Below are 13,809 nucleotides of genomic sequence, written 5' to 3'. Positions count from 1 at the left end.
AGGCTGTCCGTGCGGCGGGCGACCTTGGCGGCCCGCCCCGACAACGCAGGGAGGGCCGGCCGTGACACCCGCCGTGGTCAGCACATTCTCGCCGACGATGTGCCCGGCTGACGAGTCGTGGTGAGCGGCCCGCTGAGCGCCAGCGTAGCGACGCTCTGTGACGAAATGGTGGACCGAGTCGGGAAAGAGGCCGGTCACCAGCTCATACAGATCCGCGATCGACTCGGCGAGCCGCTACGCGTTGCGATCGCGGGTCGTCTGAAAGCCGGAAAGTCGACACTCGTCAACGCGTTGATCGGGCGCCGGGTGGCGCCGACGGCGGTCGGCGAGTGCACGCGGGTGGTCACCCGGTTCCGGTACGGGCCGGCCGACCGCATCGATGTGGTGTGCCGGGACGGGGAGCGGCGGAGCCTTCCGCTGGACGACGACGGCATGATTCCGCAGCGGCTCGGCGTGCCCGCGTCCCGGGTGGCTTACGTCGATGTGACGCTCACGAGTGAGAAGCTGCGCGACCTGACCGTGGTCGACACGCCCGGCCTGGCCTCGACCGACACGATCGTCAGCGCCCGCGCCGAGGAGGCCGTCGGCACCTCGACCGCACCCTTCGACGCCGACATCGACGCCGACTCGGCCGGTGAGGTCGCCGCGGCCGAGGCTGTCGTCTACGTGTTCACCCAGGCCGTGCGGGCCGACGACCTGCGCGCGCTGGAGGCGTTCCGGGACGCGTCGGCCCGGCTGGCGTCGAGCCCGATCAACGCGCTGGGCGTGTTCGGCAAGGCCGACACCCTGGTCGGCGGGGCCGGCGATCCGTGGCCGGTGGCTGCCCCGCTGGCCGAGCAACAAGCCCACCTTCTCGCGCGTACGGTGTCCGACGTCGTTCCCGTCGTCGGGCTGCTGGCCGAGACGGGCGAGTCGGGTCGGCTGACCGCCGCCGACCGCGACGCCCTGCAGCGCCTGTCCGAGCTTCCCCCGGGCGAGATCAAGCTGCTGCTGGCGTCGGTCGATCTGTTCCGCACCCGGCCCGGCCCGGTCAGCGCCGAGCAGCGCGAAAGACTGCTGACCCTGCTCGACCTGTACGGGATCGGCTTCGCCCTCGCGCAGCTGTCGGCCGACCCGGCGATCTCGACCGGGGAGCTGGTGCGCCGCCTGGTCGCCGCCTCCGGTTTCCCGCGGCTGCAGAACATCCTGCAAGAGACGTTCCGCTGGCGCTCCGACGCGATCAAGGCCGGCTGGGCGCTGTCGCGGCTCGAGCGCCTCGCCGGGCACACCCGTGACGAGGGCGACCGGGAACGGCTGCGCGACGGCGTGGAACGGTTGCTGCGCGATCCCGCCTACCACCGGCTGCGGCTGCTCGACGCTGCGCAGCGGGTGGCCACCGGCTCGGTGCAGATGCCGGTGGAGTGGGAGCAGGAGCTGACCCGGCTGGCCACCTCGGAGGATCCGCGCTGGATCCTGCGCCTGCCCGAGGCCAGCCCCGACGAGCTGGCCCGAGCGGCGGTGGCCGCGGCCAACCGGTGGCGGGTCTACGCCGTGGCCGGGGCCGGTCCCGCCCAGTCCCGGGTCGCGCAGATCGCCCAGCGCGGCTTCCACATCCTGTCCCAGCAGCTGCGGGTGAACCGATGAGCGACCTGACCCCGGTGCTCGACGGGACAGTCAAAGACACATTGGCGTACGTACGAACTCACGACCCCGATGCGGGCGCGGAACTGGCCGAGCTGCGCCGCCGGCGCCTGACCCGCCCGCAGGTGGTCATCGTCGGCGAGACCAAGCGCGGCAAGAGCTCGCTGATCAACGCGCTGCTCGGCGTGCCCGGCCTGTCCCCGGTCGACGCCGCCGTCGCCACCGCCACCTACCTGCAGTTCGTGCCCGGTGAGCCCGGCGCGAAGGCGTGGCTGCCCGGGTCGGCCGACCCGATCACCATCGACGGCCTGCGGGACTGGGCCACCGGCGAGCAACGGGCCCGGCGCATCGAGGTCAGCCACCCGGCGCCCCTGCTGCGCTACGTCAGCCTGCTCGACACCCCCGGCGTCGGCGGCCTCGACCCGGCCCACACCGCGGTGGCCCTGGCCGCGGTGGAACGGGCGACCGCGCTGATGTTCGTGGCCGACGCGTCGGCGCCGCTGTCCAGGCCCGAGCTCGACTTCCTGGTCGCGGCCAGCGAGCGGGTCGACGCCGTCGTGTTCGCCCTCACCAAGATCGACGCGTATCCGGGGTGGCGGCGGATCCTCGACGACAACAAGGCGCTGCTGCAGGCCCACGCGCCGCGGTTCGCCGACGCCGCCTGGTTCGCCGTGTCGTCCACCCTGGCCGAACTGGCCGTGGCGGCCGGGCCCGACGACCAGGCCGCCCTGGTCGACGCCTCCAAGATCGCCGAGCTGCAGCACGCGCTGGTCGAACTGGCCGGCCGCGGGCACCAGTTGCAGCTGGCCAACGTGCTTCGGGCCGGCCGCAACGAGCTGGCCCGGCTCGAGGCGGCCGCGCACGACCGCGTACGGGCAATAGAGGCCGACCCGGCACGGACAGCGCAGCTCCGCGCGGAAAGAGCGGCCCTGGCCGCCCGCAAACGCACCGAGTCGCGGCAGTGGACGCTGCTGCTGAGCACCGAGACCCAGCGGGCCCGGGTCGAGACCGTCGGCCAGCTGCGCACCCGCATCGCCGCCGTCCAGCAGGAGTTCTCCGAGAAGATCGACAGCGGGCGCGGGGAGGCCCTGGCGAAGCTGCCGGAACAGCTGGACGCCGAGCTGCAGGCCGTGGCCGTGCAGCTGTCCGAGCGGCTGGAAGAGACGTTCGCCCAGGTCGGCGAGAAGGTGCTGGCCTCGGTGTTCGACGACTCGGAGCGGGCCGAGATGCTGGGCCGGCTCAACGCGACCCTGCGCCACGCCATGGACGCCGCCCCGCCCCGCGACGGCTCGGCCGACAACCTGCTCATCGCCCTGTCGGCCGGCGGCATCGCGTTCATGGCCGGGCGCGGCGCCATGCTCGGCGCGTCGGTGCTGGCCGTCGGCGGCGGGCTGCTGATCCCGGTGGCCGGCATCGGACTGGGCCTGGCCGCCGGCGGGTACGTGCTGTACCGGCGGCGGGTGCAGACCGACCGGCAGCAGGCCCGCATCTGGCTGCGCGACGTGCTCGGCGAGGCCCGCGCCGCCCTGGCCGACGAGATCGCCAACCGCTTCACCGACCTGCAGTACGCGCTCAGCGTGGCCGTCGACGACGCCGTCGAGAAACGCCTGAAGGACCTGGACGCCCACATCGCCGAGATCGACGCGGCCGCCGCCGAGGACGCGGCCGGCCGCAGCAAACGCCGCGCCGCCGCACAGCAGGAACTCGACGGGGTACGCGCGAAGCTGCGCGCCGCCGACGCGGCACTGTCCAAGGCGCGGGCGCTGACGCCCGTGCCGCACGAGGAGGACCGATGACCGACCATCATCACGACTTCGGCGACCACCACGAGGACGACTTCCCGATCTTCGAGGAGTCGCACGCCGAGCACCACGACGACTTCGAGCTGCCCGCGGTGGAGGAGCACCACTTCGACGACGACCAGCCGTGGCAGCCGCAGCTCGAGCACCACGAGGACACCCCGTACGAGGAACCGCTCGTCGACGACCACTCGGCGCTCACCGACGTCGTGGCGGCCGAGGACCCGGTCGACGTGTTCCCGCCGACCGTCGACGTCGGCGAGCTGCCCGAACCCGTCGACGGCTTCCCGTGGATCGACACCGGCAGCCTCGGCGTCGTGCACGCCGCCGCCCTCGACGACACCCCCGATCCCGTACGCCCGGAGGAGCTGGCCGAGTACGCCGGCGTCGACCTGTCCGAGGCGCAGGACCCGTGGGCCGCACTGGCCGAGTCCGACGACCCCGCCACCAGCACCCTCGCCAAGTGGTGGAGCGAAAACTAGGTACGCGGCCTCTCCCCTTCGCTCGCGCGGGGGTGGCATAGTTTCGGCGCTGACGATCGACACCTGGAGCCGAACCCCATGGCCGCACCCGGCACCGACCTGACCGCCGCGCCCGCCCGCCGGGAACGCACCGGCTGGTACTTCTACGACTGGGCCAACTCGGCCTTCTCCACCACCGTCCTGACCGTCTTCCTGGGCCCGTTCCTCACGACGGTCACCGAGATCGCGGCCGGCTGCCCGCTGGGCACCGACGACTGCACCGGCCGGGTCCACCCGTTCGGGATCACCGTCGCCGCCGGCTCCTTCTACCCGTACGTGGTGTCGCTGTCGGTCCTTCTCACGGTGTTCGTGCTGCCGGTCATGGGGGCGATCGCCGACCGCGCCCCGCGCAAGAAGCCGCTGCTGGCCGGGGCGGCCTTCCTCGGCGCCGGGGCCACCATCGCCATGGTGTTCGTGACCGGCGACCGCTACCTGCTCGGCGGGCTGCTGTTCCTGGTCGCCAACATCGCGTTCGGCGCGGCCGTGGTCGTCTACAACTCGTTCCTGCCGCAACTGGCCGGCCCCGACGAACGCGACAAGGTGTCCTCGCGCGGCTGGGCGCTGGGTTATCTGGGCGGCGGGCTGCTGCTGGCGGCGAACCTGGTCGCGGTGATGCTGCTGTCGATCGACGGTGACGATCAGCGCACCCTGGACATCGCCCGGTTCTGCATCGTCAGCGCCGGCGTGTGGTGGGCCGTGTTCACGCTGATCCCGCTGCGCTGGCTCAAGGAACACCCGGCCGCCGGGGCCGCCACGACCCGCGGGAACGTGCTGACCGACGGCTTCAAGCAGCTCGGTCACACGCTGCGCAGCCTCAAGGCGTACCCCCTGACCTTGTTCTTCCTGCTGGCGTATCTGATCTACAACGACGGCATCCAGACCGTCATCGCGCTGGCCGCCCAGTTCGGCAGCGAGGAACTGGATCTCGAGCAGTCCACGCTGATCGTGACCATCCTGATCGTGCAGTTCCTGGCCTTCGGCGGCGCGCTGGCCCTGGGCGCCCTGGCCAACCGGATCGGCGCCCGCAAGACGGTGCTGTTCAGCCTGGCGCTGTGGCTGGTCGTCATCGTGGCCGCGTACTGGCTGCCGGCCGGTCAGCCGCTGCCGTTCATGCTGCTCGGCGCGGGCATCGGCATCGTGCTCGGCGGCAGCCAGGCCCTCAGCCGCAGCCTGTTCTCCCAGCTCATCCCGCAGGGCAAGGAGGGCGAGTACTACGGCTTCTACGAGATCAGCGACAAGGGGACCAGCTGGCTCGGGCCGCTGCTGTTCGGCCTGATCTTCCAGCTCACCGACAGCTACCGGCTCGGCATCATCTCGCTGGTCGTGTTCTTCGTCGTCGGCGGCATCCTGCTCGCCCTCGTCCCGATCCGCCGCGCCATCACCGCCGTCGGCAACACACCCCCCAGACTGCTCTGATGGACATCACCATCGACCCGGCGTCGCCCACCCCGCCGTACGAGCAGGTGCGGCTGCGCATCGCCGCCCTCGCCTCCTCCGGTGAGCTGGCGGCAGGTCAAAAGCTTCCTCCGGTACGGGCGTTGGCGGCCGAACTGGGGCTGGCGGCCAACACGGTGGCGCGCGCCTACCGCGAACTGGAACTGGCCGGCCTCGTGGAGACCCGGGGCCGGCTGGGGACGGTGGTGACCGCCCGCGCCGCCGGCACCTCGGCCCAGGCGCAGAAGGCCGCCGTCGCGTACGCGGAGAAAGCTCTGGCCCTGGGCGTGCCACCCGAGACGGCCCTGGCCCTCGTGCGGGCGGCGCTGGGCCTGTGACCGATCCCAGCCGCGTCTTCGGGCAGGTCGCCGACGACTACGACCGGGTCCGCCCGGCGTACCCGGCGGCCTTGTTCGACGACGTGCTCGCATACAGCCGGCCCGGCCCGCGCGCCGTGGAGGTCGGGGCGGGCACGGGCCGGGCCACCGAGCAGTTCGCCGCCCGTGGGGTGCCGGTCGTGGCCGTGGAACCGGACGACGCCATGGCCGACGTCCTCGCCCGCCGGGTGGCCCGGTTCCCCGACGTCCACATCGTGCGGAGCAGCTTCGAGGATTTCCGGCCGGCGGAACGGTTCGGGCTGTTGTTCAGCGCCGAGGCCTGGCACTGGACGGCCCCCGCGACCCGCTGGTCGCTGGCCGCGGACGCCCTGGACGGCGGTGCGACGCTGGCGCTGTTCTGGAACACCGAGCGGATCGCCGACCCCGCCCTGCGGACGAGCCTGCTGGAGACGGTCGCGCGGCACGCTCCGTCGGTCGTCGTCAACGACGAGCCGGTAGCGGCTGACCAGGTCCGGCAGCGGTGGCCCGGCGACGAGTTGTCCGCCGCCGCGGAGTTCGAGGACCTCACCAGCCGCCACTACCAGCGCCGGTGGACCATGCCGAAGGCGGACTACGTGGGCCTGACCAGCACCAGATCCCAGGTCCGGGTGCTGCCGCAGCCGGTGCGCGACAACCTGCTGGCGGCCCTGTCCTCGCTGCTCGACGAAGAAGTACCTGTCGTGATCCACACGACGCTGGTGCTCGCCCGGCGTCGTTAGAGCGTCAGGCGCCGGGGATCCGCCACACGCCCGCCGACGTCTGCACCAACTCCGGTCAGCCGGGCGACGGCCGAGTCGTACTCGGCTGAATTGCTTACTCAAGTTGACGCTTGATAAAGCAAGTGCTTGAGTAACGGTGTGAACGGCACTTTGGAAGCGGAACAGCTCGACGCACTGTTCATGGCGCTCGGCGATCGCACGCGGCGCGACATCGTGGCCCGGCTCAGTGCGGGCGAGGCGACGGTCAAAGAGCTTGCGGAGCGCTATGACATGAGCATGCAGGCCGTGTCGCAGCACATTCAGGTGCTCGAACGGTCCGGGCTGGTCAGCCGGGGCCGGCACCGGCAGACCCGGCCGTGCCGGCTGGAACCGGGCCGGTTGGAGGCCGCCGCCTCGTGGATCGAGCAGAGCCGGCGGGTGTGGGCCGAGCGGATGGACCAGCTCGAGGCGCGTCTGGCTCACCTGCAGGACGGTGAGGGCCGGTGAACGACGACGAACTCGTCTACGAGCGGGAGTTCCGGGCGCCGCGCGAGCTGGTGTGGCGCTGCCTCACCGAGCCGGCCGAGCTCGCGCACTTCTGGGGTCCGCGGGGCATGAGCACCCCGGTCGAAGGGATCGTTGTCGAGCTGCGGCCGGGCGGCCGTTTCGAGACGCTGATGGTCGGCCCGCGTGGCACCTATCGGATGGTCGCCACGTTCACCGAGGTCGTCGCCCCGCAACGGCTCGCCTGGACAGAGCCGGCGAGTGGCCTGCACACCGTGAGCACGCTCGACGACCTCGGCGACGGCCGGACCCTGGTGGTCATCCGCCAGCGGCACGTGCCAGCGGCGATGCGCGAACCCGAGGCGCGGGCCGGGTTCCTCACCTCGCTCGACAAACTCGGCGAGCACCTCGCCCGCCTGACGCAGGGAGACCGATCATGACCTGGGTTGCCTCGACCTACCTCGGCCTGGCCGACCTGCTTGCCGCCGCGCCCGCCGCGACGTGGGACGCGCCCTCGCTGTGCGAGAAGTGGCTCGTCCGGCACGTCGTCGCGCACGTGACGATGCCGGCCCGGCTGACCCCGGAGCAGTTCGGCGCCGAGATGGCGGCCGCCCGCGGCGACTTCGCCGTGCTGTCCGACACCGTGGCCGCGCGTGACGCGTCGCTGCCGCTGGACGACCTGCTCGGCCAGCTGCGGTCGCCGGTGCTGCACGAGTGGCAGCCACCGGTCGGCGGCGCGCCCGGCGCCCTCAACCACGCCGTCATCCACTCCCTGGACGTGACGGTCGCGCTCGACCGGCCGCCGGTCGCCCCGCCGGAGGCCGTCGTCGCCGTCCTCGACCAGTTGGCCGACGGCACCCTGTTCGGCGTGGACGTGACCGGCGTCCGCATCGAGGCCGCCGACAGTGGCCCGCTGGTCGCCCTGCTCAGTGGCCGGACCCTTCCGGACGGACGGAAGCTGCCGCCGCGCGCCTAACGCAGGCCGACGGGTTGGCCCTGCTGCACTTCCAGGACGGTGCGCCCGTCCAGCGGCTTCTTCAGCGTGACCGTGGCCGTGCGCGGGTGGCCGGCCATCGTGCACCCGAACTCGGTGCCCGGCGGGACCGTCGGGATCGGGCCGGTGTGGCGGATGATCCGCACGAGCACCGCCACGGCCGTGTCCGACTCGACGGCCTCGGCGATGTAGTCCTCGCCGCACGGCTGGTCGGCGCCCTCCCGCGGTCCGGTGAGGGTCACGGTGATCCGCTTGCCGTCGACCTCGGCCGCCTCGGCCACGGCGCCGTCGGGGATGTCGTCCGGGTTGCCGGCCGGCGGGTCCACCCGCACCTCGGGGCCGGTGTCGAGGGCCATCCGCAGGACACGCAGCTCGGTGTCCTTCAGCGCGAACTCCCACGCCGGCACGGTGGCCGGGCCGCGCGTGGTCGGCACCCGCATGGTCGTGAAGCGGGCGCCGGTCACCGGGACCGGCACACAGCCGGGGCAGTCGTCATCCGTGGCCAGCAGGCGCAACGCGTCCGGCGCGGCAAGCAGCGGGAGTGACAGGCGCCGGCCGGTGGACCACACGACATCGCCCTTCTCCGCCGGCGCCGCGGGCAGCGCACCGGCCGCCTCGAACCGTCCCGCCGAGATCGTCTGCTTCAGGTGCTCGTTGCCCGGCTCCAGGCCCCCGACGACCTGGGAATCCTGCCGCCCCACCACCACGAGACCGGCGTCACCCACGGCCCTGTCGTAGTTCGCCAGCACCACCCGGGCCCGCTCCCGCAGCCGCTGCGTGTCGTCCGTCCGCGGCGTCGCCACTTCCACTTCCACCGGCGCGGGCGCCGGCGTGCTCGCACACCCGGCCAGCACCGCCATCGCCGCGACCCACCACAGTCGTCTCATCACAAGCCGTGCAGGCGGCCGAAGGCTTCCAGGGACTCGCCGGGCTGGGCGTACCAGGCCGGGCCTTCGGGGTCGGCGGTGGTGGCGATCCGCAGCTTGGTCAGGCCGCCCACCGGGGGCAGCTCGTCCTCGGCGAACCAGCCGACGTCCAGCGACTCGTCGCCGTCCGGGCGGGGCTCGCCGCCGACGGCGCGGCAGCGGAACCAGACGGCCAGGTACGAGCACTTGTCGCCGTTCGGGTACTCCGTCTCGTGGACGGCCACGCCGGCCAGGCGCTCGATCTCGGCGACGATGCCCGTCTCCTCGGTGATCTCGCGCAGGATCGCCTCGGCCGGTTGCTCGCCGGGCTCGATCATGCCGGCCGGCAGGGACCACCGGCCGTTGTCGGAGCGGCGCAGCAGCAGGATGCGGCCCCGGTCGTCGCGGACGACCGCGCCGGCGCCGGGCAGCAGGAGCAGGTCGTGTCCGATGTGCTCGCGCATCCGTGTCACGTACTCGGGAACTGGCATGGCGCAGACGGTAGTTGATCACCGCAAACCGGGCTCACCCCTTAGGGCGATGGCCGGGCAGCGCCGCCCGTCGATACACTGCCGCCCGTGCTCCGCCTGATCACTGCCGCGGCCGCCGTCGCCGCCACCGCCGCCCTCGTCCCGGCACCGGCCCAGGCCGCCGCGCCCGTCGCCAAGTACAGCCTGTCCGCGCCCGACCTCGGCTTCTCCAACACCGGCACTTTCCTGCCGGTCGTGCTGCGTACGACGAACGTCGCACCGGACCGCATCACCAACGTGCGGATCATCCTGGACGCGAGCGGGATCAAGGGGCTCGGCACGGTCGCCGTGCCCAACGTGTGCGGCACCACCGCCGGGCCGGTCGGCTGCGAGATCGGCACGATCGACAAGGCCCACGGGTACGCCCTGCCGCCGATCCTGCTGCAGGCCACCCAGGGCGTCGCCGCCGGCAAGTCGGGCAAGGTGAAGATCACCGTCACCGGCGACGGGATCGGCACGCTGGTCACCACCCCGACGGTCACCGTCGACGAGGTCCGCCTGATCGTGCGGTGGCGCGGCAGCAGCACCGAGAAGCCCGGCAACCTGATCGAGGCGCCGATCACCATCTCCGACGCCGGGCCCGGCCGCACCGAGCGGGCCCTGGTCCGGTTCGACGCCGAGCCGGCCGGCCTGCGCTGGCTGCTCGACTACCGCAACTGCTGGCCGTTGGACGGTGGCAGCGTCGTGTGCGACCTGCCCGACGCGAACCTCAGCTCGATCCCGTACCGCCGGCTCGACCCGCGCAGCCTGAAGGTCAACGACCAGGCCCGCAACGGGCAGTACCTGGCCCGCACCACCTGGTGGGCCGGCACCAGCGCCGACAACGTGGCCCGGGTCCTGATCCCGGACGCCGAGGCCCGGCCCGGCAAGCCCGCGCTCGAGCTGACCACGCCCCCGCAGGACGACTGCTGCGGCACGCCCACCTCCGCCCCGACCGCCGGCCAGCCGTGGACCTCCAGCGCCGACATGACGGTCGAGGTCGAAGGCGGCGCCCAGGGCACCCCGACGACACCGGCCACCTCGCCCGTGCAGACCCCGCCCGGCAAGCCCGGCGACGACGTGGACGAGACGCCCGAGGCGGGAGCACCCGCCCCCGGGCAGGGTGGCGGCGACGGCGGCGGCCTGCCGATCACCGGCGCCAACACCGTCCTGGCCGGTGTGGCCGGCGGCGTGCTGCTGGCCGCCGGTGTGCTGGCGTTCGCGCTGACCCGGCGCCGCCGGACCCGGTTCACCGCCTGACGTGGAGGAGTCCCCGGCGTACGCGCTGATCCGCCAAGGCATGGCCCTGCGCGAGCAGGGCCGCCCGGCCGAGGCGAGGGCGCTGCTGGAAGGCCTGATTGCCGGCGTCGAGGGCGGCGGGGACCCGTACGCCAAGGTCTTTCTCGCTCACTCGCTGGCCGACGTGCAGGAGACGGCCGAGGACGAACTCGCGTGGGACCTGCGAACGCTCGCGTTCTTCGACGAGCTGACCGATGAGCTGGCGGTCGAGCGGGGCAACCCGGGCGGCCGCGACGCGCTGCTGCCGTCGCTGCACCTGAACCTGGCCGAGGACTACTGGCGGCTCGGCGACGACGGCAGCGCGCGGCGGCACTTCACGCTGGGCCGGGCCCATCTGGGTGCGCTGGCCGATGACGCGTACGGGGACAGCATCCGGGAGGCTTTCCGGCTAGCGGCCGCGGATCACCAGGATGTGCCAGACGTACTTGAGTAGTTGCAGCACCTCGGGCGGGGTGCCCCACGCGGCCCAGGTGTGCGGCTCGTGGGTGGCCCGGCCGACCAGCGCGGCGTCGAGGACCTCGGTGCCGTAGTGGTCGGCCACCGCCCGGGCCAGGGGCGGCACTTCCGGGCCCTTGAGGTCTGCGGGGAAGTCGACGGCGGGCAGTTCGAAGCCGGGCGCCCACCGCAGCTCCGGGCCCAGCCCCCGCAACTGCGCCTCCACCGCCGTACCGCGGAAGGAAGGGTCGGCCACGACGGCCGTCACATCCTCGCTCAGCGTGACCCCGCCGTGGATCTGGGCTTCGACGTAGTGGTCCATCGCCCGGCCCGCCTCGGTGCGCGGGGTGGCCAGCGCCTCGATCCACTCGGCGGGTGACGCGGCCGGCAGGTTCAGCGCGCTGCCGGTCCGTGACACCTCGTCGAGCAGGGCCGCCCACACCGCACCGAACGTGGCCGCCGTCCCGAACACGGTAGGTTCGGTGAAGCTGTCGCCGTGACTGAACGTGGCCCGCTCCGCCACGTGCGAGGCCAGCACCAGATGACTGCTGCCGAACCGCGGCGACGCGCCGTCGGGATAGCCGGCCAGGTTCAGCGCCCCGTAGATCGGCCGGCCCGCGTCACCGTCGTACACGCCGGGGAACATGCGCTGCTCCCACCGGTCTCGATCCCCACCGGCGTACGCGGTCAGACCCCCGTTGGAGATGCGGGTCTCGAACTGCGACCGGTAGACGCCCTCGGCCGCCAGGTGCTCGGCGACCGTGCGGCCGTCGGCCAGCAACCGGTCCGGGTGGAAGTTCACCGTGATCGGCGCTTGGAGTGCCGGGCCGGCCTCGGGGAACAGTTCCCGCACGTACGCGAGGGCCCTCTCGCCCGGCGCGGTCACTTCGCGTCGATGGTGCCGGTGGCCAGCAGCACCATCAGGATCACGCCGAGCGCCACCCGGTAGTAGATGAAGATGCTGTACGAGTGCCGCGAGATGAACTTGAGCAGCCAGTTCACCGAGAAGTAGGCCACCACGAAACTCACCGCGGTCGCGATCAGCGTGTTCGCCCAGCCCACACCGGCCGAGATGTTCCCGGCCTCCTCGTAGCCCTGCAGGATCGAGGCGCCCAGCAGCGCCGGGATCGACAGGAAGAACGACAGCTTCGTCACCGTCACCCGGTCGAAGTCGCGCAGCAGACCGGCCGACATGGTCGCACCCGAGCGCGACACACCGGGGATCAGCGCCAGGCACTGGACCGTACCGATGATCAGCGAGTCCTTCCAGGTCACGTCGTCCTCGTGGCGCACCTGGGTGGCCGCGTGATCGGCGAACGCCATCACCCCCGACCACAGGATCAACGCCCCGGCCACGAACCACAGGCTGCGCAGCGTCGTCTCCACCTGATCCTTGAACAACAACGCCACGATCACGATCGGGATCGCGCCCAGCAGCACCGCCCACCCGAACCGGAAGTCCGGGTTGTCGCGCTTGGCCTTGTTGAACAACCCGGCCAGGAACGCCGGAACCACCCGGGCGATGTCCTTGCGCAGGAAGATGATCGTCGCCAGCACCGCACCGGACTGGATGATCACCGTGAACGCCGTGATGGCCGGATCGTCGATCCGGTAGCCCAGCAACTTCTCGAGAATCGTCAGGTGGCCGGTGCTCGACACGGGCAGGAACTCGGTAAAGCCCTCAACGGCGCCCAGCAGCACCGCTTCGAAGATGTTCAAACCCCGACCGCCTCTTTGATCCGCTTTTTACCGCGGACGAGCATAGGCGGCGTTGTCATCCCCCGGCGCGGCGGGCACGCGCCGCGGCGATCATGTAGGCGGGATCACGGTCCAGGTTCATCCGGTCGCGGTCGTAGCGGCGGGTCGTCCGCGGGTCGGCGTGCCCCATCGCGTCCTGGACGTCCTCCAGGGGGATGCCCTCGGCGCGGGCTGTCGTGGCGAACGCGTGCCGCAGCGAGTGCGGCGACAACCGGTCCGCCTCGGGGATGCCGGCCTCGACGGCCAGGCGGCGCATCAGCCGGAACACGGCATGCCGGTCCAGCCGTCCCCCGGTCGAGGTGAGGAACATCGGGCCGTCCTCGTCCCCGCGTTCGGCCAGATAGGCGTCCAACGCGGCCGAGGCTCCCGGCGTCAGCGCACGGCGGCGCTGCTTGCCGCCCTTGCCGACGAACCGGACCGTACGGTGCCCGCGCTCCCAGCCCAGGTCGGCCAGATCCAGGCCGACCAGCTCACCCACCCGCAGACCCAGATCGGCCAGGATGGTCATCACCGCGTGATGCCGCAGTCCCGCCTCCCGCGCCCGCTCGAGCAGCGCGTCGACCTCCTCCGGCGACAACCCCAGCGTCGCCGAATGATCCCGCGACACATACGGCCGGTCCGCGCCCGCCACCGGATTGGCGTCGATCGCCCGCACCTTCACCAGGAAGTCGTACCAACTCGACAACCCCGACAACTTGCGGGCCACCGTGGCCGGCGCCAGATTTTGCGATTCCAGACCCCGGGCGTACGCGTTCACGTCCAGAAAAGACACCCGCAGGGGATCAACCTCGCGCTCCGCGCACCAGGCCAGCCACACCGCCACATCCCGCCGGTACGCCGCCCGGGTGTGCTCCGACAGCCGCCGGTTGGCCAGCCACATCTCGGTGAACTGCTCGGCCGGGCCACCGGCCGCCAGCTCCCCACCCTGCCTCGGCACCAGCTGCATGGCCCCATGG

At 72.3% G+C, this 13,809-nt stretch carries 16 protein-coding genes; 11 read left to right on the top strand and 5 right to left on the bottom strand.

Annotation, left to right across the window (positions count from 1 at the left end):
- Positions 1 to 165 precede the first annotated feature (165 nt).
- The 9 genes from OWR29_RS35520 (at position 166) to OWR29_RS35480 (ending at position 7,929) form a co-directional block, all read left to right on the top strand.
- The gene (locus tag OWR29_RS35520) at positions 166 to 1,623 is read left to right on the top strand and encodes a dynamin family protein (protein WP_267567868.1); all 1,458 of its coding nucleotides are present in this window, start codon (positions 166 to 168) and stop codon (positions 1,621 to 1,623) included.
- Positions 1,620 to 3,416: a dynamin family protein gene (locus tag OWR29_RS35515; RefSeq protein WP_267567867.1), complete on the top strand. Its 1,797-nt coding sequence runs from the start codon at positions 1,620 to 1,622 to the stop codon at positions 3,414 to 3,416. Before OWR29_RS35520 ends, OWR29_RS35515 begins: the two co-directional genes overlap by 4 nt.
- Positions 3,413 to 3,901, top strand: a complete 489-nt coding sequence (locus OWR29_RS35510) for a hypothetical protein (protein ID WP_267567866.1) — start codon at positions 3,413 to 3,415, stop codon at positions 3,899 to 3,901. The genes OWR29_RS35515 and OWR29_RS35510 overlap by 4 nt, the downstream gene beginning before the upstream one ends.
- A 78-nt stretch (positions 3,902 to 3,979) precedes the next feature.
- The gene (locus OWR29_RS35505) at positions 3,980 to 5,356 is read left to right on the top strand and encodes an MFS transporter (protein ID WP_267567865.1); all 1,377 of its coding nucleotides are present in this window, start codon (positions 3,980 to 3,982) and stop codon (positions 5,354 to 5,356) included.
- On the top strand, positions 5,356 to 5,712 hold the full coding sequence (locus OWR29_RS35500; RefSeq protein ID WP_267567864.1) for a GntR family transcriptional regulator: 357 nt from the start codon (positions 5,356 to 5,358) through the stop codon (positions 5,710 to 5,712). The genes OWR29_RS35505 and OWR29_RS35500 overlap by 1 nt, the downstream gene beginning before the upstream one ends.
- On the top strand, positions 5,709 to 6,470 hold the full coding sequence (locus OWR29_RS35495; protein ID WP_267567863.1) for a class I SAM-dependent methyltransferase: 762 nt from the start codon (positions 5,709 to 5,711) through the stop codon (positions 6,468 to 6,470). Before OWR29_RS35500 ends, OWR29_RS35495 begins: the two co-directional genes overlap by 4 nt.
- Before the next feature lie 126 nt (positions 6,471 to 6,596).
- A complete protein-coding gene (locus OWR29_RS35490) occupies positions 6,597 to 6,956 on the top strand; it encodes an ArsR/SmtB family transcription factor (protein WP_267567862.1) in 360 nt (119 codons plus the stop codon).
- Entirely contained in the window at positions 6,953 to 7,393 is a 441-nt protein-coding gene (locus tag OWR29_RS35485) for an SRPBCC family protein (RefSeq protein ID WP_267567861.1), read from the top strand. Before OWR29_RS35490 ends, OWR29_RS35485 begins: the two co-directional genes overlap by 4 nt.
- Complete coding sequence (locus tag OWR29_RS35480) at positions 7,390 to 7,929, top strand: maleylpyruvate isomerase family mycothiol-dependent enzyme (protein ID WP_267567860.1); 540 nt, start codon at positions 7,390 to 7,392, stop codon at positions 7,927 to 7,929. Before OWR29_RS35485 ends, OWR29_RS35480 begins: the two co-directional genes overlap by 4 nt.
- Here OWR29_RS35480 and OWR29_RS35475 read toward each other — a convergent pair.
- Together OWR29_RS35475 and OWR29_RS35470 are read right to left on the bottom strand one after the other, a co-directional pair.
- Positions 7,926 to 8,834, bottom strand: a complete 909-nt coding sequence (locus OWR29_RS35475; protein WP_267567859.1) for a hypothetical protein — start codon at positions 8,832 to 8,834, stop codon at positions 7,926 to 7,928. The two genes, OWR29_RS35480 and OWR29_RS35475, sit on opposite strands and share 4 nt — an antisense overlap.
- Positions 8,834 to 9,343: an NUDIX hydrolase gene (locus tag OWR29_RS35470; RefSeq protein WP_267567858.1), complete on the bottom strand. Its 510-nt coding sequence runs from the start codon at positions 9,341 to 9,343 to the stop codon at positions 8,834 to 8,836. The genes OWR29_RS35475 and OWR29_RS35470 overlap by 1 nt, the downstream gene beginning before the upstream one ends.
- A gap of 87 nt (positions 9,344 to 9,430) precedes the next feature.
- Here OWR29_RS35470 and OWR29_RS35465 point away from each other — a divergent pair, with 87 nt between their 5' ends.
- Both OWR29_RS35465 and OWR29_RS35460 read left to right on the top strand, forming a co-directional pair.
- Positions 9,431 to 10,621 carry an LPXTG cell wall anchor domain-containing protein gene (locus tag OWR29_RS35465; RefSeq protein WP_267567857.1) on the top strand — a complete coding sequence of 397 codons (1,191 nt, stop codon included), beginning with the start codon at positions 9,431 to 9,433 and terminating at the stop codon, positions 10,619 to 10,621.
- A gap of 1 nt (position 10,622) precedes the next feature.
- The gene (locus OWR29_RS35460; protein ID WP_267567856.1) at positions 10,623 to 11,093 is read left to right on the top strand and encodes a hypothetical protein; all 471 of its coding nucleotides are present in this window, start codon (positions 10,623 to 10,625) and stop codon (positions 11,091 to 11,093) included.
- Here the strand turns inward: OWR29_RS35460 and OWR29_RS35455 are convergent.
- From OWR29_RS35455 to OWR29_RS35445, 3 genes are read right to left on the bottom strand one after another with little or no spacing between them, the layout of a single operon-like run.
- A complete protein-coding gene (locus OWR29_RS35455) occupies positions 11,049 to 11,981 on the bottom strand; it encodes a DUF3626 domain-containing protein (protein ID WP_267567855.1) in 933 nt (310 codons plus the stop codon). The genes OWR29_RS35460 and OWR29_RS35455 overlap by 45 nt on opposite strands.
- Positions 11,978 to 12,814, bottom strand: a complete 837-nt coding sequence (locus tag OWR29_RS35450; protein WP_267567854.1) for an undecaprenyl-diphosphate phosphatase — start codon at positions 12,812 to 12,814, stop codon at positions 11,978 to 11,980. Before OWR29_RS35450 ends, OWR29_RS35455 begins: the two co-directional genes overlap by 4 nt.
- 55 nt (positions 12,815 to 12,869) lie before the next feature.
- Positions 12,870 to 13,799, bottom strand: a complete 930-nt coding sequence (locus OWR29_RS35445; protein WP_267567853.1) for a tyrosine-type recombinase/integrase — start codon at positions 13,797 to 13,799, stop codon at positions 12,870 to 12,872.
- Positions 13,800 to 13,809: the final 10 nt, after the last annotated feature.

The sequence above is a fragment of the Paractinoplanes pyxinae genome (genome assembly GCF_026626335.1).
Lineage (GTDB): Bacteria > Actinomycetota > Actinomycetes > Mycobacteriales > Micromonosporaceae > Actinoplanes > Actinoplanes pyxinae.
Note: the sequence above shows the minus strand (reverse complement) of the source record. Positions and strands in the feature narration are given on the sequence as shown.

Excerpts from the sequence above, each read along its gene's own strand:
- OWR29_RS35445 (WP_267567853.1), bottom strand. The coding sequence starts at position 13,799 with ATGCAGCTGGTGCCGAGGCAGGGTGGGGAGCTGGCGGCCGGTGGCCCG.
- OWR29_RS35505 (WP_267567865.1), top strand. The coding sequence starts at position 3,980 with ATGGCCGCACCCGGCACCGACCTGACCGCCGCGCCCGCCCGCCGGGAA.
- OWR29_RS35475 (WP_267567859.1), bottom strand. The coding sequence starts at position 8,834 with ATGAGACGACTGTGGTGGGTCGCGGCGATGGCGGTGCTGGCCGGGTGT.
- OWR29_RS35510 (WP_267567866.1), top strand. The coding sequence starts at position 3,413 with ATGACCGACCATCATCACGACTTCGGCGACCACCACGAGGACGACTTC.
- OWR29_RS35520 (WP_267567868.1), top strand. The coding sequence starts at position 166 with ATGGTGGACCGAGTCGGGAAAGAGGCCGGTCACCAGCTCATACAGATC.
- OWR29_RS35480 (WP_267567860.1), top strand. The coding sequence starts at position 7,390 with ATGACCTGGGTTGCCTCGACCTACCTCGGCCTGGCCGACCTGCTTGCC.
- OWR29_RS35500 (WP_267567864.1), top strand. The coding sequence starts at position 5,356 with ATGGACATCACCATCGACCCGGCGTCGCCCACCCCGCCGTACGAGCAG.
- OWR29_RS35470 (WP_267567858.1), bottom strand. The coding sequence starts at position 9,343 with ATGCCAGTTCCCGAGTACGTGACACGGATGCGCGAGCACATCGGACAC.
- OWR29_RS35515 (WP_267567867.1), top strand. The coding sequence starts at position 1,620 with ATGAGCGACCTGACCCCGGTGCTCGACGGGACAGTCAAAGACACATTG.